Raw genomic sequence first — 24,636 nt, 5'->3', positions numbered from 1 at the left:
CCATTATCTGCCTACTTCCTGCTTCGTGTTTTTATGTAATCCAAGTCGCTTAAGGGCTTCTCTCAAAGGAATATCGCCAATATGAGTAAATTTAAGCCAATATGACCATATAGTATCATACTGGCTGTCTGTTATCAACCTCCCTAGTTCAATTTATTGATATAATACCTTAAGGATTCTCGTTGAGAGTCACTTGCGGGTGTAGTTCAGTGGTAGAACGTCAGCTTCCCAAGCTGAATGTCGTGGGTTCGAGTCCCATCATCCGCTTTGAACTATGAATTGACTATGATTCTAGTAATCGAGTTGCTCAAATTGCAGCAACTGACCTATTTGCTTAATTGTATGACAACTCTAACCATAGACGCGATCGCACGTTTCCTGAAAACCTGTGAAGCGGTTGATTTGCCTAACGAGTACCCCTCAGTGTCTGATATATTAATGCAATTTGATGCACCCTCAGTGGATCAGCAACGGGATATTCGCTTGTGGGAAGATGCAGAGGGTCAATTAATTGCATTGGCGGGGTTAATGATTCCCACAGTTGGGAAAACCGTTGATGGTTTTCTCTGGTTTCGTGTCCATCCCACGCAACGGGTTGATTCTCTATACAGGAACATTATCGCTTGGGCAGAAGCACGAATGCAGGAATCACTGGAATTATCACCCAGATACCGTTGCAGCCTTTAACCATAAGCTGAAAAATCCCGAATTTCGACCCGACTTGTCTGTGGTTGCGATCGCGCCTGATGGTACTTGGGCGGGTTTTTGCGACGGCTACATCCCCAAAGATGGGAATCAGGGCTGGATTAATCCGGTTGGTACGCGACGCGGTTACCGCAAGCAGGGTGTAGCACGCAGTATGTTACAAGCTGTGATGCAGCAGTTGAAAACCGAGGGAATGGAAACCGCCATGCTGTATGTCGATGCGGAAAACCCTTCCGGGGCGAGGCGGTTATACGAATCAGTGGGTTTCCAGACCACACACACTCAAATCGCTTATGTTAAGGATATTGCAGAATGAGTATTATCACCCGACGTCCCTATCGTGGGGAAATCGACTTAGACGCGATCGCGAATTTGATCAACACCTGTGAAACCGTTGATCAGCTTGAGGAAGGTACATCTGTCACCGAACTCAAGCAATCCTTTGATGACCCCTTTATCGATAAAGAACGAGATCTCTTTCTTTGGCAAGATGCTGATGATCAGCTTATCGGTTTCGGTCGGCTGTGGATTGTTCCTACTGATACAGGGATTGATGGATTTCTGGGGTTTCGGGTTCATCCGACAGCACGAAGCGGTGATGTAGAGGAACAGATTATCACTTGGGCTGAGGAACGCTTACGCCAGGTGAGTCAAGAACGAGGTTTATCGGTAAACGTGCGCTGTGGTTCTCGCGCCGATAAAGCTGACCGGATTACCATTTTAGAACGTTGTGGTTTTAAGCGCGATCGCTATTTCTTCACCATGGCGCGAAGTCTCCAGGAACCTATCCCAGAACCCAAACTTCCAGACGGTTTTACCCTGGGTTACAGCAAAGGAAAAGAAGATGTTGAGGCGTATGTGGAACTGTACAACCAGACGTTTATCGATCACTGGAATCATCATGAGTTAACCGTTGAGCGCATATTACATGAATGGCAAGACCCATACTACAAGCCCGAATTGAGTCTACTTGCAGTGGCTCCAGATGGAACGTATGCTGCGTTCTGCTACTGTCGTGTGAATCCCGAAGAGAATCAACGCAACGGACGTTGTGAAGGCGAGATTGCTGTTCTAGGAACCAGGCGAGGCTTTCGTCAGCAAGGGTTAGGACGAGCGATGTTATTGGCTGGGATGCAACAACTCAAGGCGGCTGGGGTGGAAACTGCCAAACTGGGCGTTGATGCGAAAAACGTGTCAGGGGCGCTGCGGCTTTATGAATCGGTTGGTTTTAGTACCGTAAAGACTCATATTAGCTTGGTTAAAGAGTTGTGAGGTTTGTCATTCGTCATTCGTCATTCGTCCTTTGCTCCCCCATCTTCCCCATCTCCCTCATCTTCCCCACCCCCCTGCATCTTTACTCCAGGAACTCCCCGAAAAAAATTTTTGTCCAGTCTATTGACAAGTCTGTAGTATGTATGTAGTATAAATACATGACAGAGAGATGAGAGTCAAAACTCTCTACCTCAAACGTCCAGTCTGAACCTTGAAAATCGAATAAAACGTCGGGAATTTTCACGAAGGTCAATCAGGATTTTTGTAATCGGAATCGGTTCATTATGCTATTCCTGTATACACCTCTGGTTCGTCATGTTCTCACACCTATTGAGTGGGATACTAAACCGAATCAGCGAAATTCAACCCTATCTATGACGGAAAAAGAACGTTTAGAGTCAAATGATAACAGTCTAAATCAAATGACGGCTCAAATCCGTTATAGCCAAACCGTCTATTCTTTAGAGCGGCGCTTCTTACTCTAAGAACTATCAGTGTTTGTGAACCTAACTCAATGCTGGTCGTTTTAACAAAATGAGGATGTTCGCTCCGCAGATAGATTGATAAACACCAATCAAATCAAGTTCTAGGAGGTGCCAGCATGGTTCACATTCGCTTTGAAGGTCGTTCCTATGATATTCCAGAACGTCAGCTTGGTATTCAAGTAGGGATGAAGGATTCGGTTGTCAAAGAACGGATTGCCCAGTATTTTGAGGTAGGGCGAGATCGCTTAACTGATTATGTTGTCGATCGGCGTCCCAGTGGCGACCTAATCATCCGTCCTGAAGCCGTTTACGGTTAAAGTATTTGCATCAGAAATTAGTGGAATTCGCGCCCTGACTAGAAAAGCATACAAACGGTAGAGCATTCGATTGATAATCGAACTGGCAAAGGTTCAAATCCTTTCTCCCCCACTGTTTGGGGGAGTAGCTCAGAAACACAAACCGCTTTTTGAACTTGCGCGAATTCCCACTCAATACATCGCGAGATTTACGGGGGCGATTGCGCCCCAACTGAAGCAGCTTACAAACTGGTAACATCTGACTTCAACTCAGATTGTAGGTTCGATTCCTGCCCTCTCCGCCTCTGGGAGAGGTGTAAAAAAACAAGCTGCTTTGACTTGCGCGATCGCCCCAATCCACTCAGATTTTGGATGAGTACAAATAACGGTAAGTTTACCAAATTTCCTTCAATCCAACGTCTAAAATATAGCATTCAATATCCCGCGCCCTTACTTGTGAAGCTTACATACTGTTCCGCCTTTTAACGCGGGAGGTTGTGGGTTCAAATCCCACCAGATCCACTTTTAAGGGGTCTGTAGCTCAAGGGTAGAGCGCCAAGTAATATAGCTTTGCTAACTTGCGCGGGATATCTCTTATAGCGCTACGCGCCAGGCAATGGGCAATAGGCAATAGGCAATAGTGAAGAAAAAGGCTTACTCATCAAGGGATTAAGCGATTTAATTTTTTATTCATTTGTCCTAACTAGAGTGCGTAGTGCTATCTTTATTTGCCAGTGTTGAAATTCACTTCGCGCCCCAACCGAAAAAGCTTACATACTAGCCGAATGGAAAAGGCGCTTGATTTAGGCTCAAGATCATGCAGGTTCAAATCCTGCGTATGACTCACGGCTTTTTTAACTTGCGCGAAGTGATTCATCCATTCAATTTTGCCCGAAGAAATAAAGAGCGCTAACGCGCCCAAACTGAAAAAGCTTACATACTAGCTCACTGGTAGAGCAATCGACTGGAAATCGATGTGTCGCGGGTTCGATTCCCGTGTATGAACCAACGGCTTTTTTGACTTGCGCGTTAGCTTTAACATTACGGGGGAAACGCCGATGTTAGTCAAAACCTTTGAAATTTTGGCACAGGTTAAATCGTTCACACTCATTTGAAGATGTCACCTTTGGTTCGGATGTAGGGGCGACCCGCTTGCACTCACTAAAAACTCTGGAAACAGGGCGGGTTTACAAAAGTTACCAGTTTTTGCTTGTATGTTATCGGTAAAACCCGCCCCTACAGATGATCGGGTCGCCCTTTACTCAACCCAATTTTTACTCACAAAAAATGGCAGTTGTCGCCGCGCCCTAACCGGGAAAGCTTACATACTTACCCTGTCACGGTAAACCCAACAGCTTTCTGAACTTGTGCGGCACTATTTTTAGTCAAAGCGTGCGACATTTGCCTCCATTCTTTTCTTAAAGGAGGTTGTCATGAATACCGCAGAACGCGACTTGCGTTTGGAAATGCTCAACAGTCTGTTAACCACCCCTCACCGAGAATTAAATAAAGTTGCAGACTTGCACAAAATGATGGTGGAACTTGACCCCATTTTCTACGGACACCTCGGTGTATGGTATCAGAAAGAAGGGGATGTTCGTGACCACAAAGAAGTCTTTGTCGGAAATCTGTTGACCAGTCAGTTAACGGAACACCGAGAAGCCGGATTCATGTTGCTGCAAACGTTTCCACCTTACCAAGTGGCGCGAATTGTGGACTTCATGAAGCAGCATCAACAGAAGGTTCCTCGTTCCGCCCGAACCGCAGTACGGCGCTATTTGCAAAAGCGGGAAAAGCAGCCCCAATTCTTTGACCGTGCGGCGTTGCGGGGACGCAAGTCCATGAAGCATCTCTACGCTACCTTACACATTAAGCCGAGTGAGCGGGCGAATGCCATCCTGTTTAAGGATGCACCTCCGGAGGATAGTCTGGCGTTTGCGCTGAAGCAGTTAGCAAAAGCAGCAACTCCCACGGAACAAGCACGGCAAATTGTGGCGCATAAGATTCCTTACACGATTGCCATTGGCGCAGTCAAGCAAATTACGCCCACGGTATTAGTCGCCTTGATTAATTCCATGACACCCCAAGAGGTGATTAATAACCTCAAGTCTCTCAAGGCGCGGGGAGCCATGGAACACCCCCAGGTGAAGGCGTTGATTGATGAAAAGTTAACGGCGGCTCAATCGGATAGCCGTGTATCCGCCCTCAAGGGACGAGTTGCGGCTGAAGCAGCGGGGTTAGATCTCGCCACTACCGCTCAGTTAGAGCGCGTTATGGATGAGCAGGTGAAAAAGCGCGGCAAAATCGCCAAATCCACGGCGCTGTTGGTGGATAAGTCGGGTTCCATGTATCAAGCCTTGGAGGTGGGTAAGCACCTGGCTGCGTTGATTTCCGGGATTACGGAAGCGGAGTTGTTTGTCTATGCCTTTGACACGATGCCCTACCCCGTCCAAGCCAACCTGAGTCGTGATACCCGATTGGGCGATATCTTAGCGAATAATCTGCCGCAGGAGCATCTCTACAGCCACTGGGAGCGTGCCTTTGAACACATCCGGGCTGGGGGTGGAACCAGTATCGGCTGTAGCGTTGAGGCGATGTGTCGGCGTAAGCAGTTGGTGGAACAGTTTATCTTGGTGACGGATCAAGGGGAAAACACTGCACCCTATTTTGGTAATGCTTTTGATGCCTATTGTCAAGAGTTGAATGTGCTGCCAAATGTGATCATTGTCAAAGTGGGCGGTTCCTACGACTGGATTGAACAAAAGTTGCGAGAACGGCAAGTGCAGGTGGATACGTTTACCTTTGCGGGTGACTATTACTCATTGCCCAACCTGATTCCGCTTTTGTCTCGTCCTTCCCGGCTGGAGTTGTTGATGGAAATTCTGGAGACTCCGTTGCCTGTAAGGGATGATTAATAGTAGGGTGGGCATTGCCCACCTTACTGGCATGGCACAGCTACAATAGTGCGGTATATTTGATAGGGTTTCTGGGCGCAAGCCTTGCGCCCCTACAAGGAATCATGGCTCCAAAAAGTAAACAATCGGCGGTGTAAGCACCATTATTTAGGGCTTGCTGCATGAGTGTGGAAGATAGACAAGATTTGGGTTTCAAGCCATTTTTCCACCCAACAAGTGCTTTCAATTTTTACACGACTACCCTAAAAAACCTGGGATTGAAAGCTGACCTAAGTGGAATGTCACTGACTTAAAGCTGGTGGGCAATGCCCACCCTACGGTATATCAAGGGTTTTGGCGATCTCATAATGCTTATTGAGCGTGCCATTCGACCTAAGTGCCAAATTTTCCCTCAACCTCGAGCGCAGTCGAGATGTTGAAACTGTTGCCTATTGCCTGTTGCCTATTGCCTCTCCCCACCACAAGACTTATTCAGCGACCACTATTTATGACTCTGACAAAAGCCCAACCTCAAACCCAATCCGTGGTACTCACGGCTTATGACTTGTGGAAATCTTATGGTTCCAATCATGTTGTGCAAGGTGTTAATTTTACGCTGAATTCTGGAGAAATTTTGGGTCTGCTTGGTCCCAATGGTGCTGGGAAAACTACTACAGTGGGAATGCTGTATGGTGCAGTAATTCCCAGTCGGGGTTTTGTTCAACTTGGACAGCATCAAATCCAATCTCAGGGACGTTTGGCGCGTTCCTCGATGGGAATTGTGACTCAAGACGATAATCTAGACCCCGATTTTAGTGTTTTCGATAACTTGATTTTCTTTGCCCATCATTATCGGATTGTCGGCAAAACTGCCCGAAAACGGGCAGGGGAGTTACTGGCACAAGTAGGGTTGCAAGATTATGCTAAACATCGGGTGGATCAACTGTCTGGCGGGATGAAGCGGCGTCTGGTATTGGCACGGGCGTTGATAAATCAGCCACAAGTGGTGTTTCTGGATGAACCAACAACTGGACTTGATCCCCATGCACGACAAGATTTTTGGAAGCTAGTCAGTCAGCTTAAGCAAAAGGGCTGTGGGGTGTTGTTGACAACCCACTATATGGATGAAGCGCAACGATTGTGCGATCGCCTTATTTTACTCCAACAGGGTAAAATGATTGACCAAGGCACACCTGAGGAATTGATTGAGCGTACTGTTGGCACAGAGGTGGTAGAAATTGAGGGCATTTCCGCAGAAATCCTCCACCAACTTGCCCATCAGTATCAAACTTGGTATTGCTCTTTTGGCAATGGTTTTTTGATTGGCTTACCAGCAGACAATCCCCACCCTCTGTGGGACTATCTGAGTGATACCCATCCTGTTAGCTTAACCCGTCGCCATACCAATTTAGACGATGTATTTTTGCGCCTGACAGGTACGTCACTTGACTAATTTGTCATTTGTCCTTCGTCATTTGTCATTTGTAAAAAAATTATCGCATTGAGTCGGGGCGAGTTTATTAACATCTGGGTGGCAACAATTGACCAAATTAACATCCCACTTTTCTTGTTCATCGTCCCTATGTTTACCTTCTGTGGAACCTACTTTCCCCGTGAAACGTTACCGCCTATACTGGGGACGATCGCCAATCTATTGCCCCTGGCTGCTTTGGTTGACCTATTGCGTTGGTCTCTAGGGTTACCAAAATTTTGGTTGGTGGAGTTAATTGGGCTGGTTCTAGGGATCGCTATTTTTTCTGGGTTAGCTTGGCGACAGATTTATCCCCAGTTGTTTCGTTGAATCAAAATAAGGGGACGACATTGCTGTGACCCTACCTCATTGGATACCATTGTGTGGCGACTCGAAGGGGAAACGGTGACCTATTGGACACCTGTAAGCCTTGCTGGGTATTTAGTGTAGCGATTGGATCAGGGCAAATACAGCCGCATTTCCCTTCAGCCGTCCCGATTTAAAACTCAACAACCTTATCATCCGGACTGCAAGCAAGTTAGGATGGATAACAAAGATGTGCAACAGGAGCGTGCTGGCATAGCCTGTGTTAGAGTGAGCGTAATTCCTTTGCAGTCGTTTTCCTCCAGCTTGTGAAAGGATTATGGTAATTACAAAACGTAGCCTCGTGGTCGGGGCGACCGCAGTAGTCTTAACAACGGTTGCAGTTACAGGGGCTGGTCTGCATTTATCTCAAAGTCAGGCTTTCTTTCAGGAAAGCCCCAAAGAGCTAGTCGATGAAGTCTGGCAAATTATTGATCGCCAATATGTAGATGCTACCTTCAACCAGGTGGATTGGCGATCCATTCGGAATGAGTATTTAAACCGTGAGTATTCTGACAAGCAGGACGCTTACGAAGCCATTCGGGAAATGCTCGAGACGCTGGACGATCCCTATACCCGATTCATGGACCCCGAAGAGTTCAAAAACATGCAAATTGATACCTCTGGGGAATTAACGGGTGTGGGAATTCAAATCGCCCAGGATGAGGACACGAAAAAGTTGGTGGTGATTTCGCCAATTGAGGATACACCAGCGTTTAAGGCAGGTATTCTCGCCAAGGATATTATCGTTAAGATTGATGGTCAGAGTACCGAAGGCATGGATGTTAATGACGCCGTGCAACTGATTCGCGGCAAACCGGGTACTGAGGTGACGCTTACCATTCAACGCGACGAGGAGGAAATCGACTATACAATCACACGGGCGCGGATTGAAATTCATCCAGTACGCTACAGTTATCGGAGTACCCCCACGGGTGGGATTGGTTATATTCGCCTAAATCAGTTTAGCGCGATCGCAGCCGAGGAAATGCGCGAGGCGATTAAGGATTTAGAGACACAGGATGTTAATGGCTACATCTTAGATTTGCGCTCTAATCCGGGCGGATTACTCTACTCCAGTATTGAGATTGCCCGTATGTGGCTGGATAAAGGCAAGATTGTGTCTACGGTGAACCGTCAGGGTAGCTCAAATGAAGAAATTGTTAGAAGAAATCGAGCCTTGACCGATAAACCATTAGTTGTCTTAGTCGATGGCGGTTCAGCTAGTGCGAGTGAGATTCTTTCAGGTGCTTTGCAGGATAACGAACGAGCCACGTTAGTCGGAACTCAGACCTTTGGCAAGGGTTTGGTACAATCGGTACGCGGACTCGGAGATGGTTCGGGTTTGGCGGTGACCATTGCTAAGTATTTGACGCCCAGTGGTCGCGATATTAATAAGGAAGGGATTCCACCGGATATTGTCATCGAACTGACTGAGGAACAGCGCAAGGAATTACAGAAGGATCGGACTAAAATTGGTACGCCAGACGATCCCCAATATGTAAAAGCCCTAGACGTTCTCAACCAGGCAATTGCCGAACAACCCAATGATCGGGCATCAGTTCAGTCTCCATAGGTAGCAGTCATATAGCACTACAGCGATAGGTTAGGGCATCACTTGGGTTCAATCGGGAACAGGGAACAGGGAACAGTAAAGAATGCCCTCTCCCTGCCAAGGTAGCTGCTATAAGTGGCTGATGTCCTGGCAATTTCTAAATGGTCTATGTTTTTAACTTCTATTGTTGTTAATGTAGACAAGGTTAATATCTCTTTTCAATACTTCTGGCGATCGCAAACTGTAGTGACTCGACTGATTTTAACCCTGATCCTGGAAAAAGGTATCGGGATCAATACCTGATTCTCGCAGTCGCTCCATCAAAGCATCTAACCGAGCTTGTGTGGCTTCGGCTCGTTGTCTTTCCTGTTCAGCTCGTTGTCTTTCCTGTTCAGCTCGTTGTCTTTCTTGTTCAGCTTGTTGTCTCTGTTGTTCGGCTTCCGTCAGAATCCAGTTTCCTTGAGCATCATACCAACGCAACCAGAGGCGATTAATTCCTTGAAACTCTCCCTGCCATAATCCCAAACCTAAGTCTAACTCACTCATCCATACTCGCCCATCGTGTACCTCTAACTCTTGATAATGCGCTCCATTCAGTTTAAACACTCGTAGCTGATCGGTGTAACGACTGAATACGACATAGTAAGGAATCTGTAGAATCTGCTCGTAAACCTGCCATTTTCGCGGCGGTTTATCTTCAGTGGGAGGCTGACTCTCTTGCCCATTTCCTCGACCTTGTTCCGGCTCAGAGTCTGGCGCTGGGATTATCTGTTCTCCTAAGTCTTCCCTCTCGGTTCCAGGGGAGAGCAATTCCACGACAACAAACGGATTGACGCCCTCCTGCCAAACCACGTAAGACAGGCGCATATCCACATCATTATACAGTCGCGGCACGCCGACAACCCCAAACCAATCTGGACGTTTATGCCACAGAGGATGACGCACATCATAGTAAAGGTTCAAGTCGCTGGCATAAAAGATCTGTGAAAGGGGATAGTGGGGAGGGCAAAATGTCAAGCTCAATAATTGCGCTTGCCAATCATGGAATTCGTCAGGCAAACCCGGTTCCTCTGGATATTCACTCGGAAGATCATACATCGTCGGTAGCGTTTCTTTGGGTGAACCCTGTGGATCGGTTTGAGGAACGGGATAGTTGAATGAAACCATGGACGGGAATTGTTAAGAAAACTGGCTTTATCCTAACAATCCCTACTTATGAATAAGGGCGGGTTTTGTTGTTGAGTTATGGGTAACAAGCTAGCGCTAGTTCCTAAACCCGCCCCTACAGTGGCTGGCGTTTGTCCCAACAATTAACCCTTCAACTACGCTTAGGGCATGGTTTTTACGTCTTGCGATCGCTATTCAATACACCAACTGATACCAAATCCGAGGAACGCTACTCCTGTTATAACCCAGTCCGCACAGGCGGACTTTGGCAAGTGTAGCCGCGATTTCAATCGCCTCCTCTTGCTAGATGTGCCATGAACCCTCTATCCCTATATAATTGGCTCATAAGAATTAACAAAACTTAAGGCGGAATCGGAGAAATAGATGGCACTGATCACCACCGGAAAGACGTTTATTCGGGATTTAGAACAGTCCGGCACATTGGCATTGTACGCTCCCTTAGAAGGAGGATTTGAAGGACGTTATCGGCGACGACTGCGGGCGGCGGGTTATACGACGATTTCCCTCTCAGCGAAGGGATTGGGCGATCCAGCCGCTTATCTGACAAGGGTTCACGGTGTTCGTCCGCCGCATTTGGGGAAGAAAACCATCGGTCAAAGCGCTGCGGTGGGTGAGGTTTACTTTATCCCGCCTATCCTGACGTATCAGTTGGAAACGCTACCCCCTAAGTCGAAAGGGATGGTTTTGTGGCTAATTGAGGGCAGTAGTCTGTCGCGCCAAGAACTTGAATATTTCATCGCATTACCTAAACAGGAGAAGCGGGTGAAAGTGGCAATTGAAATGGGAGGCGATCGCTATTTCCGTTGGCAGCCGCTTCAGGAAACGTTATCTGAGTTGGCATCCTAATCCTGTAGAGACGTTGCATGCAACGTCTCTACAATGCCAGCAGTTTGCACCAAAACGTTAAACGTTTTCCGTAAAACCCGCCCCTACAGCCCTGCTCACCAACTGTCGCCACCGTAAACTTGGCGATCGCCTAATGGTGGGTTTGATACCCTTGAGAAGGACTGTAGTAGATTTGGGAACGTTTTTATGCTAGAGAAACGAGATTATACCTTAATCATTGATAAAAGCGGCAGTATGTCAATTCGGGATCAGTATTCTGGCAAAAGCCGCTGGGATGTTATGCAAGAGTCTACTCTGGCTTTAGCGAATAAATGTGAAGAATTTGATCCTGATGGCATTACCATTTACCTATTTTCGGGTCGCTTCAGACGCTATGATGGCGTGACAGCTAATAAAGTCATGCAGGTATTCCAGGAAAATGAGCCATCAGGACGCACAGACTTGGCATCTGTCTTAGAAGATGCCCTCAATAACTATTTTCAGCGCAAGACTAGCGGTCAGACAAAGTTGAATGGTGAAACCCTACTGGTGGTTACGGATGGGGAACCCGATGACCGCAAAGCCGTGATGAAGGTGATTATCGAAGCGTCACGCCGAATTGAAAAGGATGAAGAGTTAGCGATTTCTTTTATCCAAATTGGCAGTGATCCTCAAGCCACGAAGTTCCTCAAGATTCTGGATGATGAACTGCAAGGTGCGGGTGCGAAGTTTGACATTGTAGATACGGTCACGATTGAGGATATGGAGGACATGACCTTAACGGACGTGTTGCTCAATGCTGTAATTGATTAGATAACCAAGTGAGCGTGTGTTGTAGAACACAGGGGGTGCATTTACCTCATCTGTGAGTATTATGCTGTTTGGGTTTAGTATCCGATCCTTACCTCAGGCGATCGCTCTGAGCAGAGATCAAGGGATTCGGTGTCAGAATTGGTATAGCCAAGCTGATTAAAATAGAAGATATAGAGGACATGACCGTTTGAGGATATGTCCTTAATTGTAACTGTTGATAAAAAAATCTCTCCTAACTGAGAGTCTAGTCTTATGGCAGAATCCCCCGATGACTTATTAGCCCAAATTAAAGCCGAATATCAAGAAAAAGACCAGGGAAAACCCCCGGAGAAAAAACCTCTGTTGGATGAGGACGACTTGAAATCACCTAGAACGAATTCGTCAACCTATCAACCTATTTCCTCGTCCCAATCTTCGCGATCGCCTGTAGAAGATGCTATGCTTTCAGAACTGAAGGCTGAGTTTGAGGAGCAAGAACACGAAGCCGAACGAAAACGGCAGCAGCAACGGCAAGAAGAAGAACTCAAGGCAAAACAGCGAGAACAACGCAAACGGGACGCTCTGAAGCAACAAGCCCAAGAGTGGTTAAATAATTTGAAGCCACATTCTGATGAGGGGCTTTGGTTTGAAGAGTTTTCCTATAGCTATTCTTCCAAACTGGAAGCTGCGATGGATTATCTGCAAGCACTGCGGGAAACGCCGTGATTGTAGAGACGTTGCATGCAACGTCTCTACAATCTTAATTTAGAGGCGGGTGTATGGGTAGTTCGATGATAAATTCTGTTCCTTGACCGGGTTCAGACTGATAACTAAGTTTACCGCCGTGTTTTTCCACAATAATCGCATGGGCGATTGATAACCCTAAACCTGTGCCGACGCCCACAGGCTTAGTGGTAAAGAACGGATCTAATATGTGCTTTTGTAATGTTTTTGGAATACCAATGCCATTGTCAGCAATACGAATAATTAAAGAAGCAGAATTTCTATCATTTTCGTCTGCTGCATTTCCTCCGTTCTCTGCCTTGTTTTCGTGACTCTGTAGGTCTTCAACTGGAGTAGATAGACAATGATGATCTGGAGTGATAACGCTAGTAGAAATGGTGATCGTTTGGTTCCCATCCAAGTGTTGATAATGTTTTTTCTTCTGTTCCAAGGCGTCAATGGCATTATTGAGTAAATTCATAAACACCTGATTAAGCTGACTGGGATAACAGTGAATCTGAGGAAGTTGACCATAATCTTTGATGATCTGTATTTCTTTGGGAAAGATGGTCTTTTTTAATCGATGCTGTAAAATAAGCAGCGTGCTATCGATCCCTTCATGAATATTCACCAACTTCTGTTCTGCTTCATCTAAACGCGAGAAGTTGCGTAAAGACAGAATAATTTCCCGGATACGTTCTGCTCCATCTTGCATGGAATTGAGCAGGTTAGGAAAGTCTGATTTTAAGAAATTCAGATCCATCCTCTCAATCTGCTCGTGGATTTCGGGTACAGGTTCTGGATAGTGTTTGCCATAGAGTTCGAGCAAATTGAACAGCTCTAGGGTATAGTCGTGAGCATAAGTAATATTGCCATAGATAAAGCTAATTGGATTATTAATTTCATGGGCGATACCCGCCATCATTTGACCCAAACTGATCATTTTTTCATTTTGAACCAGTTGAGCTTGAGTGTTTTTTAGTTGGCGTAACACTTGCTTGAGTTTTTTGTTTTTAAGTTTTAATCGACCTTCCGACTGGCGCAAGGCTTCTCTGATTTGCTTCTGCTCATTAATATCACGACCTTCGGGAATCAAGAGTACAACTTGTCCGGTTTCATCAGTCACGGGTTTAAGAGAAAAATCAATCGTGATTACCTGGTTATTCGCGCCAACAACCTCCACTTCATAGCGCACAAATTCACCCGCCGCCGCCGCCGCGATCGCATGTTTTAATTGTTCCTGGATTTCTGATGAATGACTCCACCATCGGGTTTGCCAAAAGGGACGCCCCGCCACGTCTTCACGCCGCAATCCGCCAAAATTTAACACGGTTTGATTGGCTTCTAACACCGTACCATCGGGTTTAAGCAGACCAATAAATTGAAACGTTGCATCAAAAATAGCCCGGAATCGCCGTTCACTCTCTCGCAATGCATTTTCCGCCTGTTGGCGTTGCGTGGATTCCTCATGGGTATCGCTAATATCGGTAATCATCCTCAACACACCGACAAACTCACCCTGAGCGTTTAAAATAGGCGTAGCAGACACAATTGCCCATAATTCTGAGCCATCTTTACGGCGAAACTTAAACGGGTGGCGCTCGTGGATACCGTGACGACGACGCAAGACATAGGTTGAATAAAGAGGGCGACTTTCTGCATCCATGAAATCAAAGAGCGATCGCCCGATCATTTCTTCGACGCTATAACCCAGCATTTCCGCCATACGAGAATTAGCAAAAACGGTTTGGCTGTTCACATCAAACATCCAAACTCCCTCTGACGCCGTTTCCACCATCAGGTGATAAAGTGCATCAGATTCCTGAATAGTTTCTGACGGTTGTACCGTGTGGCTAATGTGACCCTCAGGTTGACGCTGGCTAATATCCAGGATGATTCCATCCAGCCAAAGAAGTTGTCCAGTTTCGTCAAAAATTCCCTGTCCTTTGTCACAAATCCAAATAATATGTCCATCTGATCGCACAATCCGATACTCCAACCAATAAGGCTGTTGAGTAGTTAGCTGTTTTTCGAGAGCTTGTTCAATAATTGGTTTATCATCAGGATGAATAATACTGATTAAAGACCGTTCTCGATTTTTAATAAAATCACTGGCTGGATAACCGCAAATATCCTGGATAGCTGGAGTAATAAACCGTGTTGTCCACTGGGAATCCCAAGCGCGGCGGTAAATCGCACCGGGAATATTTGCCACCAGATGACTCAAACCTGTTCCATTGGGTTCTGATCCCTGGAGGTTGGGGTGATTGAGTTCCGTTAAATCGAGAAATGTTGGTTGTTCTACCATTGTTGTTGCTAGACTTTAGGACGTGATTCAACTCAGTAAGAGTGATGAGTGACGTTAACCGGATGGAGAATTACTCTAAAAAAACTTACTTTTTAGCACAAAACCTGGATCATTATCAAGTTGCATGGAACCAGAGCTAATCTTTTTCCGAGTGCAGCGTGGCGGAAATAAGTATCTAGTTAAAAAAGGTGCAACAGCTTACTGTATAAGGGTTCTTCCCTCCTGTCTTATGCCTGCTTGCACTAGCAACATATTGCCGATGAAAAATGTCAATGTTTTCGGTTGAATTCAGGAACATCGGCAGAGTCTTCTCATTCCCCTTGGGTATTCCCGCAGGATAGAGTAACCCCATTTATCGGGTTAGCTTAGAGATTTGATGCAATCCTGATCGACGCCGACACACTCCTGGCTGTGCTGTTGTCCTGGCTAACACCATTTAAATGAAACGGCTAACCAACTTTGTCCCTGTAGGCACAACTCATCCGTTATCCTTCCCCCTCCAGTCTTAACCAACAATTTTCGGTCTTGTGGTGGCAGCTAAAAGGATCTGTTGATATTACTATTATGGATGATATTTAGCTACTCTTTCATCAGGAATTACTATTCTTTCAATAATTGAAATGTATAAAACAGCCGTAACTTACAAAGAAAGCATAATCGGAGACTGAAATAGAGGAAACCTATTTATTCCATTCTTCGCGCATTTGGAGCAAATTTTCACGGATAGTAATTGTTGTGGGATGGTCATCACCCAGCAGGTGTTTACATAGTTCTAAGGCTTGCAGATACAACGGTTCGGCTTCACTATACCTTTCCTGTGAATAGTAGAGTAAAGCCAGATTGTTCAGACTGTTTACCACATAGGGATGGTCATTACCCAGCAGGCATTTATTCAACTCTAAGGCTTGCAGATACAAAGATTCTGCTTCATCATACCTTCCTTGTGAATAGGAGATATATGCCAGATTGTTCAGACTGGTTGCCACATAGGGATGATTATCTCCCAGCAGGCGTTTATATAACTCTAAAGCTTGCAGATACAAAGGTTCAGCTTCTGAATACCTTCCCTGTGATGAGTAGAGATTAGCCAAATTATTCAAACTGGTTGCCACATGGGAATGGTCATTTCCCAACAGGCGTTTATATGACTCTAACGCTTGCAGATACAAAGGTTCAGCTTCTGAATACCTTCCCTGTGATGAGTAGATATATGCCAGATTGTTCAGACTGGTTGCCATATCGGGGTGGTCATCTCCCAACAGGCGTTTATATAACTTTAAGGCTTGTTGATACAAAGGTTCAGCTTCGTCATACCTTCCCTGTGAATAGTAAAGATTACCCAGACTGTTCAGACTAGCTGCTACATCAAGATGGTCATCTCCCAGCAGGTGTTTATTCAACTCTAAGGCTTGCACAAACAAAGGTTCGGCTTCATCATACCTTTCCTGTGATGAGTAGAGTAGAGCCAGAGTGTTCAGACTGCGTGCCACATCGGGATGGTCATCTCCCAGCAAACGTTTATTCAACTCTAAGACTTGCAGATACAAAGGTTCAGCTTCACTATACCGTCCCTGTGATGAATAGAGTCCTGCCAAATTGTTCAAACTTTCTGCGACATGAGGATGGTCATCAGCCAGCAGGCGTTTTCTCAACTCTAAAGCTTGCTTAAACAAAGGTTCAGCTTCTGAATACCTTCCCTGTAAATAGTAGAGTAGAGCCAGATTGTTCAGACTGGTTGCCACATCGGGATGGTCATCTCCCAGTAGGCGTTTATATAACTCTAAGGCTTGTAGATACAAAAGTTCGGCTTTTTCGTACCTTCCCTGTGATGAATAGAGATATGCCAGATTATTCAGACTGGCTGCGACATGAGGATGGTTATCTCCCAGCAGGCTTTTTATCAATTCTAAGGCTTGCAGAAACAAAGGTTCAGCTTTTTCATACCTTCCCTGTGATGAGTAGAGATTTGCCAGATTGTTCAGACTGCTTGCCACATCGGGATGGTCATCTCCCAGCAGACGTTTATATAACTCTAAGGCTTGCAGAAACAAAGGTTCGGCTTTTTTATACCTTCCCTGTAAATAGTAGAGATATGCCAGATTGTTGAGACTGGTTGCTACATCAGGATGGTCATCACCCAGCAGGCGTTTTCTTAACTCTAAGGCTTGCAGATATAAAGGTTCGGCTTCACTATACCTTCCCTGTGATCTGTAGAGATTACCCAGACTGTTTAGACTGGCTGCCACATGGGGATGGTCATCTCCCAGCAAGCGTTTTGTCAACTCTAAGGCTTGCAAATACAAAGGTTCGGCTTCACTATACCTTCCCTGTGAATCGTAGAGTCCCGCCAAATTATTCAGACTCATTGCCACATCAGGATGGTCATCTCCCAACAGGCGTTTATATAACTCTAAAGCTTGCAGATGCAACAGTTCAGCTTCTGAATACCTTCCCTGTAAATAGTAGAGATATGCCAAATTATTCAGACTCATTGCCACATCAGGATGGTCATCACCCAGCAGGCGTTTTCTCAACTCTAAGGCTTGCAGATGCAACAGTTCGGCTTCTGAATACCTTCCTTGTGAAGAGTAGAGATTAGCAAGATTGTTTAAACTGGTTGCCACGAATGGATGGTCATCTCCCAGCAAGTATTTTCTCAACTCTAAGGCTTGCAGATACAAAGGTTCAGCTTCTGAATACCTTCCTTGAAAATAGTAGAGTAGAGCCAGATTGTTCAGACTGGTTGCCACATCGGGATGGTCATCTCCCAGCAGGTGTTTTCTCAACTCTAAGGCTTGCAGAAACAAAGGTTCAGCTTCTGAATACCTTCCCTGTGATCTGTAGAGATTAGCCAGAAGATTCAGACTGGCTGCCACATCGGGATGGTCATCTCCCAGCCAACGTTTATTCAACTCTAAGGCTTGCAAATGCAAAGGTTCAGCTTCTGAATACCTTCCCTGTAATTCGTAGAGTCCTGCCAGATTGCCCAGACTGGTTGCCATGAATGGATGGTTATCTCCTAGCAGACGTTCATATAACTCTAAGGCTTGCAGAAACAAAGGTTCAGCTTCTGAATACCTTCCCTGTGAATGGTAGAGTAGAGCCAGATTGTTCAGACTGGTTGCCACGAATGGGTGGTTATTTCCCAGCAGGCGTTTTCTCAACTCTAAAGCTTGCAAAAACAAAGGTTCAGCTTCTGAATACCTTCCTTGAAAATAGTAGAGTTCTGCCAGATTGTTGAGACTGCTTGCCACATCGGGATGGTCATCTCCTAAACGCTTTCTCGTTGCTGATAAGCACTGCTTAAACCAGGGTAAAGCTTGTTTGTAGAGTCCTTGACCTTGATAAAATCGACCTAAGCCAACAAAGGGACAGGTTAAATCCTCATCACTTAACCAATCCTTCTGAGTCGTTGCGGCTTCTGCTAGGTGCGGAATCATTGGGGTGGCGATGACAATATCATCTTTAGTTGACACCCTAGGAATCTGCTTTGCTGCCATGACCATCCCCTGGCAAAACCTTTGTTTAAGTTCTGATGCTTCAGTGAATTCCTTGAACTTCTCTTTCAAGAATTCCCTAATCAGTTGGTGCAGTTGATAACTCTCTTTATCTACCCGTTTCAATAAGCTCAAATTCACCAATTCATCATCCCTAATATCCTCTAACTCTTCTACATCTTGGTCTGACCAACATTGTTCCACCCATGTCCAAGGAATGGGAGCCAGGGCAAATAAACTCAAAAAACAAGCTAACTTTTGAGCCTCTTGACTCAGTTCTTGCCAACTCAACTCAAATGCCGCTTCGACGCCTAATTTTGCGGTCATGTCTGGGTCAGGATTGTTTAGAGAACGGTGCTTTAACCCCAAACGCTGAGACATTTTCTCTAATGATAAATCAGGCTTACGCTGTAAATATCGCCCCACTAATTCCAATCCCAAGGGTAAATAGCCTAAGTCTTGACATAGACGTTTTACCTGTTCCGGTTCTGCCTCAATCCGTTCAGATCCAATTAATGAAACTAACAGGGCAATCGCGGCTTCTTCGGTAAGTACATCCAGAGGTTTCATTTGAAAAGATGCCCCTAACCTTTGCAACCTGGTAGTAATCAACACCTTAAACCGCGATTCGGCAGGTGGTAAATAGGGTTTTATCTGGCGATAATTTCGCACATCATCGAAAATAAATAGAACATCCCCTAAACGCCAATATCGCCAGCAGTAAGCCACCTGTTCTGTTAAGTCTAATCCATCGGGTAACTGTACATCTAATTGAGTTCTGGCAAAACTAACAATCTGAGTTCCTACAACAGATTCCCCCGCCTGTATCCAGCACAAACCACCGGGATAAGTTCCCTGTTTGCGGTGATGTAGAGCATACTGTAGGGCTAATTCGGTTTTACCTACCCCTCCCATCCCAGCTACAGCACAAATCGCGATGCGCTCCGTTTGCTGTAATTGTTGATGTAATTGTTTGAGGACATCAGAGCGTCCCACAAATTTAACGACACCGCTATGCTTTAAATTATGGGGTATTTGAAGAGTAGACACCTGATTTAGACCCACTGACCTGGTGTCAGATGACAGTGGGTTTATTAAGGGTTTTGAGAACTCTCGGTGACGGCTGTTTTTATCTCCTTGCAAATTTTAACTAATGCTTTATTTAAGTCAGCAGGATTGAGAGTATCTAAAGGTTGCTTGGGATTGTATACCGCTTGATACTCTCCAATCTCGGTTTCATCGTATAAACAATAAGTGATGGGTATCCAAATAATTTTCACCCCTTCCTTGCGAGCCGCATCGAGTAAAGGGGGTAATTCATGGTCAGCGATAAAGTCAGAGGCGAGGAAATCCGGACTCACCATTAAAACCGCTACACTCGCCCTAGCTAAAGCCTGTTCAATTTCTTCTTTCCACTTCGCACCTGCTTGGATTTTTGTATCATCCCACACGAAAATTTTTTGGTTCCGGATCATCGGTTTTAGCATCGTCCGGAGTTTGTCTAACCAGACTTTATCCTTGTGGCTATAACTGATAAAAACTTGTTCGCGTTCCATCGGCTGATTGGCTTGAATTGGGGGTGGTTAAATGGTTAAGCTGTTATGCGTTTAAATTGGGAATGAGTAGCGAGCAAGATGCTCGCACTACTTGATGGGCGCACGCCATGCGCTCCTACAATTCTAATCTACCCATTAGCGAAGCATCCTCTGGTCTCCCCCTTTTTAAGGGGGACGGAAGGGGGATCTAATAGTGGGACGGGTGAGGGGTTTCTTCTCATTCCCCACCTACTTAGAGGTTGCTGAATAAGTTTTGTGGTGGGGATCGGGAATAGGGAATAGGGAATAGGCAATGGTTTCAACCCTCTGTCTGCCTGAAAATTCGGCGCTGAGGTCGGCAAAAATTCCAGAGTTTTGACGGTTATAGTGTAAAAACCTTGCACTTGTTGGGTCAGAAAATGGCTTGAAATCCTTACCTGGCGTACCTTCCACACTCATACAGCAAGCCCTACTTACTTAATTCCCCCGGAAGGCTAAAGCTTGTGGGCAATAACTTGTTTAGTCACTCGAATCAAATGATAGGCTCCTTTGTTATCAATGATGGTATATTCACTCGGTTTGAGCCATTCTTCTTTAAGTCGATTAAATCGCTTAGACTCAATTAAAACCAGAGTTGAAGGAGGATTAGGTTCAATTTTAGCGATGTCCTCAATGTAGGCAATGAACTTATGTTCTTCATCAAAATAATTAACCGATCGCTCGGCATAAAATACGACACTAGGCTTTTCAAACCCCATCATCACTAACTCTTCTGACGGTTGGTTCACCTCAGCCGCGATCGCAGATAATTCTCGTAGGGGAAGCTGACGTTCCTGATCCAACAAAAAAGCAGCCGGGGAAACCACGAGGATAATAAACGCCACAAACGCCACCAAATTAATCGTTCCTAACCAACGCCACCCTCGACGACTACATAAGGCAATCACCGCCGCTACCGCCGCCATTCCCCAGAGGATACCTCCTCGTAGCGGTAATCCTGAGGCTTGCAAGGTTTCCGATAAGTCCAGCGCCGCCGGATCATAGCCAATGAAATTAGGACTATACCAAATTGCCCCAGCGATGACACCAAGAAGAATCAGATTAAATCCAGCACTCAACCGTAACCCCAAGAGACGCTGAGGACGGGGATAGGTGAGTAAATCACTTGCCAATAATGCTACCAAAATTGCCGCCGCAGGCATTAACGGTAAAACATAACTGGGAAGTTTGGTGACAGCAATCGTAAAGAAGCCAAACACCCCTGCAAACCAACACAGGGCAAATAAACCCAACTGACTCGCACGAGGGGACGAACGCCATTTTTTAACCTGCCAAAACCGTAATCGGGCGATCGCTAAAGGCAAATAACAAGACCAAGGGGCAAACCCGACTAACACAACCAGAAAATAGAAATACCACGGCGCCCAATGGTGATTCACCACCCCGACAAAGCGTTCAATATTGTGATAGCCAAAAAACTTTTCGATATAATCTTCGCCATTCGCCAAGGTAACTAACACATACCAGGGAATTGCCAGGACAGCAATAATACCCAATCCCCAAAACAGGCGCATTTCCCGCACCACCTGCCAAAACTTCCCCAGATATAACAAAAATGCGCCAATAATTAATCCAGGGAGGACAAATCCCACCGGTCCTTTGGCAAGAATCGCTAAGGCAATTAAGATATAAAATGCCAAATACCAACCCGACGCAAACCCTAAAATGGGTTTTCCCTTTCTACGGTGTCGGCTATCTTGCGCCCCCGCTTCCTGTCTCCCGGTTTCCCCTTGCACATAGCCAATAAAGAACGATAAAAGAGCCGTTCCCATACAGCCAGAGAGTAGCATATCCGAAACCCCAGTCCGCGCCCAAACCAAAGTTATCGGATTCAATGCAATCAATGTCGCCCCAATTCCCGCCGATAACCAGCGCTGGCGTTCTGGATTGACGAGTTTTGAGGTGTGTTCTAATTCAGAGGAATTTTCATCAACCAGGGTACGGGGACGGGAAATACCAAAATAGCGTAGCGTATAAAAGCCGAAAACCGTTAGCGCGATCGCACTAATCGCTGAGGGAAGTCGCACCGCCCATTCATTCACGCCGATGAGGTGATAGCCAATCGCCATCAACCAGTAGACTAAGGGCGGTTTATCGAATCGAGTCTCCTCGTTAAAATACGGCGTAATCCAGTCTCCTGTCACCGTCATCTGGCGGGCGGCTTCCGCAAATAACGGTTCTGTTTCATCCACCAACCCCGTACTGCCTAAGTGCCATAAAAACGCCACCCAGCAGATCACAGCTAACCCTAAAACCGAGTACATCCACAAACGAGTTGGATGCTTTTCCCAAACATTCCACCACTTTGTCACTGGTTGAGCGATCCTATCCTTAGATTCAACTTCCACTACTTTGTCACGAAAGGGTAACATTAACTCTCAACGTCTCCAACTTAATTTAGCCAGAAGCGCGATCGCAATATACCCCTTCCCTGACTGGGACAACCCCGTCAAGTTCCTTGTCCAACAGTGTAGAGACGCGCCCTGGCGCGTCTCTACTGGTTTCGTAGTAGGCACGAAGCGTGCCAGAAGCGAAGACAGCGCTGACTACAAACCTAATACGGTTGTAAGACTAACTCCCATTCGCCTGTCTTTTTATTCCAGACGGGTACAGGCGTCTCCCCAATCACATAAGGTCCCCAATACAAACGAGAACCATCTTGAGCAAATGCCACAACAATATCTCCGTTTCCCAAAATCAGATCATCTTGGGGAAGAGAAAGAATCAGCCCTTGGCTTCCTCCTTCCATAGGGGAAAAATCCCAGTGGGCGGGTTTGGCGTTAGCCTTTGAATCCGTTTGACGTTCTAGCAGCGCCACCCGCACCGGATGTTCTGTGGAATTACTAACTCGCAATCCTCCTTTTTGCGCCGCTAGTGCAACGGGATCAAGGGGGGGAGTGGGTGAAGCCTCTGGCGACGGTAACGGTGAAGAGAGTGGTGATAGTGCTGGCGATAAGGGTTGAGCCGTTTCCACCTCAGGAACCTCTGGTGATTTGCTCACCGAGGGTAATGATGCTGTATCCGAGGATGGGGGTTCTATCCAAACCTTGAACTCAAATAATCCCAGTCCCAGTCCAGCCATACCTAAAAAGAGTACGATGATAAATACTGGATATAGCATATAGTTTAGTCGTTTCATTCGTTTTGAGGGGATTGACTCTGCACCACTGCGTCTGTGGGGGGTGCTAACAAAATGAATTGCCAGCCCCCTACTCTCATTGAAACAAGCTTGACCGAAACCGTGTTATTTTGCACAAAAGGTTAAGTGATTAAGGTCTGTGTGTGGTTGCTTTCTGGTTGATCGATGCAAAATACTCGTCTTAATACTCTCGTCGATGTGATCTTGGCAAGGTTAGCCCAGTGGTTTGCCAATCCCTGGCGACGCTTGTCCATGATTTTGCTGGGTTTACTGTCAGGTATTTTCCTGGGTAGTGCTATCTCAACCACAGCCGGACAGACGGCTGATTGGGATGTGATTGCGGCTGGGATTTTAATTATTTTCACGGAAACGGTGAGCCGGATTGTTTATGGCAGAAATCGCCAAGGTTTGCCTTCTGTAAGCAGAGCATCTCGTTTGTCATGGTTCCTTGAAACAGTGAATGCTCTGAAAATTGGTTTGGTTTATAGCATGTTTTTGGAAGCGTTTAAACTGGGTTCATAGTGTCATTCGTCATTTGTCATTTGTCATTTGTCAGGTTATAAGGTCAGATATAATTTTTAATTCTGCGTAGGGGCGGGTTTGACTATTATCGTTTCTTACCTCACCCAGATGTCACTAAACCCGCCCCGAATAAGTTTTGCGTAGGGGCAGGTTTGACGATTATTCCCTAACCTAAATGCCCTTCAAGTTTCCCCAACTCCCCTATCATTCATAATTCATACTCATGGTTCAAACAATTCAAGCAGAAAACATAACCCTGCGGGAACTGATCACCTTCTATGGACTTCAACTCGTTGAAGATGACCAATTTTTCCGAGAGTGGCAAGATAACCTTCCTGAACTCACCAACCAAGAAAAACAGCTATTGGATCAGATAAAAGCTGGCTACATTAATTTGCGGAATTATCCGCCCTTGTTAGAAAATACGGTTAATATCGCTGTTTTGTCGCCTTTACTTTTTGTCGGGCAGTTTTATTTGCCTCCTTTTCACATTAAATTAGAAAAATCTGTACAAATTGCTACAGAAGATGGTGGCTCAGTCATTAAAGGACGAATAGACGTTTTGCTTCTGAATGAGCAATTTTGGGTGAGTGTGATTGAATCGAAACAGGTCGCTTATTCCGTAGAAGCCGGACTCGACCAAATTCTTGCCTATATGCTAGCAACTCCTCACCCAGACAAACCTGTTTTTGGGATGATTACCTCCGGCGGTAGTTTTATGTTTATCAAGCTGGTTAAAGGTGAACCCCCGCAGTACACCACGTCTGATATTTTTGATATTCGTAATCGTGGCAATGAATTATATAATGTCTTGAGTATTTTGAAACGCTTAGGTCAGATAGCGGGATAACGTGTCGATATAATACGATGATGAGGGATAAGGGAGGGGGGTTTTGTTGATAGGCTATCGGTGGGGGAGGGGATTTTGTTGATAGGTTATCGGTGAGGGAGGGCGGGTTTTGTTGATAGGTTATCGGTGACAAGTTAATTGAGTTACTAAACCCGC

22 protein-coding genes and 3 tRNA genes are annotated in these 24,636 nt (G+C 45.8%); 18 read left to right on the top strand and 7 right to left on the bottom strand.

Annotated features, from left to right (window positions below; all coding sequences use genetic code 11):
- Positions 1-195: 195 nt before the first annotated feature.
- The 6 genes from RIE73_RS34135 (at position 196) to RIE73_RS34110 (ending at position 2,779) form a co-directional block, all read left to right on the top strand.
- Positions 196-267 (top strand) — tRNA-Gly (locus RIE73_RS34135).
- A gap of 18 nt (positions 268-285) precedes the next feature.
- Entirely contained in the window at positions 286-687 is a 402-nt protein-coding gene (locus tag RIE73_RS34130) for a hypothetical protein (protein WP_446405396.1), read from the top strand.
- 40 nt (positions 688-727) lie between these two features.
- Complete coding sequence (locus RIE73_RS34125; RefSeq protein WP_446405395.1) at positions 728-1,021, top strand: GNAT family N-acetyltransferase; 294 nt, start codon at positions 728-730, stop codon at positions 1,019-1,021.
- Positions 1,018-1,977 (top strand): N-acetyltransferase family protein, encoded by a 960-nt coding sequence (locus tag RIE73_RS34120; RefSeq protein WP_446405394.1) that lies wholly within the window; start codon positions 1,018-1,020, stop codon positions 1,975-1,977. Before RIE73_RS34125 ends, RIE73_RS34120 begins: the two co-directional genes overlap by 4 nt.
- A gap of 284 nt (positions 1,978-2,261) precedes the next feature.
- Positions 2,262-2,462: a hypothetical protein gene (locus tag RIE73_RS34115; RefSeq protein ID WP_446384458.1), complete on the top strand. Its 201-nt coding sequence runs from the start codon at positions 2,262-2,264 to the stop codon at positions 2,460-2,462.
- 116 nt (positions 2,463-2,578) lie between these two features.
- Positions 2,579-2,779, top strand: coding sequence for a hypothetical protein (locus RIE73_RS34110; protein ID WP_446405393.1), 201 nt, complete (start codon positions 2,579-2,581; stop codon positions 2,777-2,779).
- Positions 2,780-3,000: 221 nt separating this feature from the next.
- Here the strand turns inward: RIE73_RS34110 and RIE73_RS34105 are convergent, their stop codons facing one another.
- Positions 3,001-3,192, bottom strand: coding sequence for a hypothetical protein (locus RIE73_RS34105; RefSeq protein ID WP_446405392.1), 192 nt, complete (start codon positions 3,190-3,192; stop codon positions 3,001-3,003).
- Between the two features lie 337 nt (positions 3,193-3,529).
- Between RIE73_RS34105 and RIE73_RS34100 the strand changes: the two genes are divergently transcribed.
- From RIE73_RS34100 to ctpC, 6 genes are all read left to right on the top strand, one after another.
- Positions 3,530-3,599 (top strand) — tRNA-Leu (locus tag RIE73_RS34100).
- Positions 3,600-3,692: 93 nt separating this feature from the next.
- Positions 3,693-3,766 (top strand) — tRNA-Ser (locus RIE73_RS34095).
- Positions 3,767-4,191: 425 nt separating this feature from the next.
- Positions 4,192-5,673 (top strand): hypothetical protein, encoded by a 1,482-nt coding sequence (locus tag RIE73_RS34090; RefSeq protein WP_446405391.1) that lies wholly within the window; start codon positions 4,192-4,194, stop codon positions 5,671-5,673.
- Between the two features lie 487 nt (positions 5,674-6,160).
- Positions 6,161-7,105, top strand: coding sequence for an ABC transporter ATP-binding protein (locus tag RIE73_RS34085; RefSeq protein ID WP_446405390.1), 945 nt, complete (start codon positions 6,161-6,163; stop codon positions 7,103-7,105).
- Between the two features lie 48 nt (positions 7,106-7,153).
- Complete coding sequence (locus RIE73_RS34080; RefSeq protein WP_446405389.1) at positions 7,154-7,453, top strand: ABC transporter permease; 300 nt, start codon at positions 7,154-7,156, stop codon at positions 7,451-7,453.
- Positions 7,454-7,766: 313 nt separating this feature from the next.
- Positions 7,767-9,062, top strand: coding sequence for a carboxyl-terminal processing protease CtpC (gene ctpC / locus RIE73_RS34075; RefSeq protein WP_446405388.1), 1,296 nt, complete (start codon positions 7,767-7,769; stop codon positions 9,060-9,062).
- Between the two features lie 240 nt (positions 9,063-9,302).
- On the opposite strand, the gene RIE73_RS34070 is transcribed toward ctpC, so the two are convergent.
- Positions 9,303-10,208: a Uma2 family endonuclease gene (locus tag RIE73_RS34070; protein ID WP_446405387.1), complete on the bottom strand. Its 906-nt coding sequence runs from the start codon at positions 10,206-10,208 to the stop codon at positions 9,303-9,305.
- Between the two features lie 131 nt (positions 10,209-10,339).
- Here RIE73_RS34070 and RIE73_RS34065 point away from each other — a divergent pair, with 131 nt between their 5' ends.
- The 4 genes from RIE73_RS34065 (at position 10,340) to RIE73_RS34050 (ending at position 12,572) form a co-directional block, all read left to right on the top strand.
- The gene (locus RIE73_RS34065; RefSeq protein WP_446405386.1) at positions 10,340-10,486 is read left to right on the top strand and encodes a hypothetical protein; all 147 of its coding nucleotides are present in this window, start codon (positions 10,340-10,342) and stop codon (positions 10,484-10,486) included.
- A 106-nt stretch (positions 10,487-10,592) separates the two neighbouring features.
- Positions 10,593-11,075 (top strand): NAD(P)H-quinone oxidoreductase subunit N, encoded by a 483-nt coding sequence (gene ndhN, locus RIE73_RS34060; protein WP_446405385.1) that lies wholly within the window; start codon positions 10,593-10,595, stop codon positions 11,073-11,075.
- A gap of 186 nt (positions 11,076-11,261) precedes the next feature.
- Positions 11,262-11,867 (top strand): vWA domain-containing protein, encoded by a 606-nt coding sequence (locus RIE73_RS34055; RefSeq protein ID WP_446395489.1) that lies wholly within the window; start codon positions 11,262-11,264, stop codon positions 11,865-11,867.
- A 252-nt stretch (positions 11,868-12,119) separates the two neighbouring features.
- Positions 12,120-12,572, top strand: a complete 453-nt coding sequence (locus tag RIE73_RS34050) for a salt stress protein, Slr1339 family (protein WP_446405384.1) — start codon at positions 12,120-12,122, stop codon at positions 12,570-12,572.
- 34 nt (positions 12,573-12,606) lie between these two features.
- Here RIE73_RS34050 and RIE73_RS34045 read toward each other — a convergent pair whose 3' ends face one another.
- The 5 genes from RIE73_RS34045 to RIE73_RS34025 all read right to left on the bottom strand — a co-directional run bounded on the left by RIE73_RS34045 (position 12,607) and on the right by RIE73_RS34025 (position 23,108).
- Positions 12,607-14,877, bottom strand: a complete 2,271-nt coding sequence (locus tag RIE73_RS34045; RefSeq protein ID WP_446405383.1) for a PAS domain S-box protein — start codon at positions 14,875-14,877, stop codon at positions 12,607-12,609.
- Between the two features lie 680 nt (positions 14,878-15,557).
- Positions 15,558-19,424 carry a tetratricopeptide repeat protein gene (locus tag RIE73_RS34040; RefSeq protein ID WP_446405382.1) on the bottom strand — a complete coding sequence of 1,289 codons (3,867 nt, stop codon included), beginning with the start codon at positions 19,422-19,424 and terminating at the stop codon, positions 15,558-15,560.
- A gap of 44 nt (positions 19,425-19,468) precedes the next feature.
- Positions 19,469-19,930 (bottom strand): toll/interleukin-1 receptor domain-containing protein, encoded by a 462-nt coding sequence (locus RIE73_RS34035; protein WP_446405381.1) that lies wholly within the window; start codon positions 19,928-19,930, stop codon positions 19,469-19,471.
- A 473-nt stretch (positions 19,931-20,403) separates the two neighbouring features.
- Positions 20,404-22,341 carry an ArnT family glycosyltransferase gene (locus RIE73_RS34030; protein WP_446405380.1) on the bottom strand — a complete coding sequence of 646 codons (1,938 nt, stop codon included), beginning with the start codon at positions 22,339-22,341 and terminating at the stop codon, positions 20,404-20,406.
- Positions 22,342-22,523: 182 nt separating this feature from the next.
- Positions 22,524-23,108: a hypothetical protein gene (locus RIE73_RS34025; protein ID WP_446405379.1), complete on the bottom strand. Its 585-nt coding sequence runs from the start codon at positions 23,106-23,108 to the stop codon at positions 22,524-22,526.
- A 165-nt stretch (positions 23,109-23,273) separates the two neighbouring features.
- On the opposite strand from RIE73_RS34025, the gene RIE73_RS34020 reads away from it, so the two are divergent.
- Complete coding sequence (locus tag RIE73_RS34020) at positions 23,274-23,630, top strand: DUF565 domain-containing protein (RefSeq protein WP_446405378.1); 357 nt, start codon at positions 23,274-23,276, stop codon at positions 23,628-23,630.
- 223 nt (positions 23,631-23,853) lie between these two features.
- Entirely contained in the window at positions 23,854-24,480 is a 627-nt protein-coding gene (locus tag RIE73_RS34015; protein ID WP_446405377.1) for a restriction endonuclease subunit R, read from the top strand.
- Positions 24,481-24,636: the final 156 nt, after the last annotated feature.

This window comes from Coleofasciculus sp. C1-SOL-03 (assembly GCF_040220555.1).
Lineage (GTDB): Bacteria > Cyanobacteriota > Cyanobacteriia > Cyanobacteriales > Coleofasciculaceae > Coleofasciculus.
This window is presented reverse-complemented; position numbering and strand designations above follow the sequence as displayed.

Bases quoted from the DNA above. Each gene is read 5' to 3' on its own strand.
- RIE73_RS34130 (WP_446405396.1), top strand. From the start codon at position 286: ATGATTCTAGTAATCGAGTTGCTCAAATTGCAGCAACTGACCTATTTG.
- RIE73_RS34120 (WP_446405394.1), top strand. From the start codon at position 1,018: ATGAGTATTATCACCCGACGTCCCTATCGTGGGGAAATCGACTTAGAC.
- RIE73_RS34115 (WP_446384458.1), top strand. From the start codon at position 2,262: ATGCTATTCCTGTATACACCTCTGGTTCGTCATGTTCTCACACCTATT.
- RIE73_RS34110 (WP_446405393.1), top strand. From the start codon at position 2,579: ATGGTTCACATTCGCTTTGAAGGTCGTTCCTATGATATTCCAGAACGT.
- RIE73_RS34105 (WP_446405392.1), bottom strand. From the start codon at position 3,192: ATGCTATATTTTAGACGTTGGATTGAAGGAAATTTGGTAAACTTACCG.
- RIE73_RS34090 (WP_446405391.1), top strand. From the start codon at position 4,192: ATGAATACCGCAGAACGCGACTTGCGTTTGGAAATGCTCAACAGTCTG.
- RIE73_RS34085 (WP_446405390.1), top strand. From the start codon at position 6,161: ATGACTCTGACAAAAGCCCAACCTCAAACCCAATCCGTGGTACTCACG.
- ctpC (WP_446405388.1), top strand. From the start codon at position 7,767: ATGGTAATTACAAAACGTAGCCTCGTGGTCGGGGCGACCGCAGTAGTC.
- RIE73_RS34070 (WP_446405387.1), bottom strand. From the start codon at position 10,208: ATGGTTTCATTCAACTATCCCGTTCCTCAAACCGATCCACAGGGTTCA.
- ndhN (WP_446405385.1), top strand. From the start codon at position 10,593: ATGGCACTGATCACCACCGGAAAGACGTTTATTCGGGATTTAGAACAG.
- RIE73_RS34055 (WP_446395489.1), top strand. From the start codon at position 11,262: ATGCTAGAGAAACGAGATTATACCTTAATCATTGATAAAAGCGGCAGT.
- RIE73_RS34050 (WP_446405384.1), top strand. From the start codon at position 12,120: ATGGCAGAATCCCCCGATGACTTATTAGCCCAAATTAAAGCCGAATAT.
- RIE73_RS34045 (WP_446405383.1), bottom strand. From the start codon at position 14,877: ATGGTAGAACAACCAACATTTCTCGATTTAACGGAACTCAATCACCCC.
- RIE73_RS34035 (WP_446405381.1), bottom strand. From the start codon at position 19,930: ATGGAACGCGAACAAGTTTTTATCAGTTATAGCCACAAGGATAAAGTC.
- RIE73_RS34030 (WP_446405380.1), bottom strand. From the start codon at position 22,341: ATGTTACCCTTTCGTGACAAAGTAGTGGAAGTTGAATCTAAGGATAGG.
- RIE73_RS34025 (WP_446405379.1), bottom strand. From the start codon at position 23,108: ATGAAACGACTAAACTATATGCTATATCCAGTATTTATCATCGTACTC.
- RIE73_RS34020 (WP_446405378.1), top strand. From the start codon at position 23,274: ATGCAAAATACTCGTCTTAATACTCTCGTCGATGTGATCTTGGCAAGG.
- RIE73_RS34015 (WP_446405377.1), top strand. From the start codon at position 23,854: ATGGTTCAAACAATTCAAGCAGAAAACATAACCCTGCGGGAACTGATC.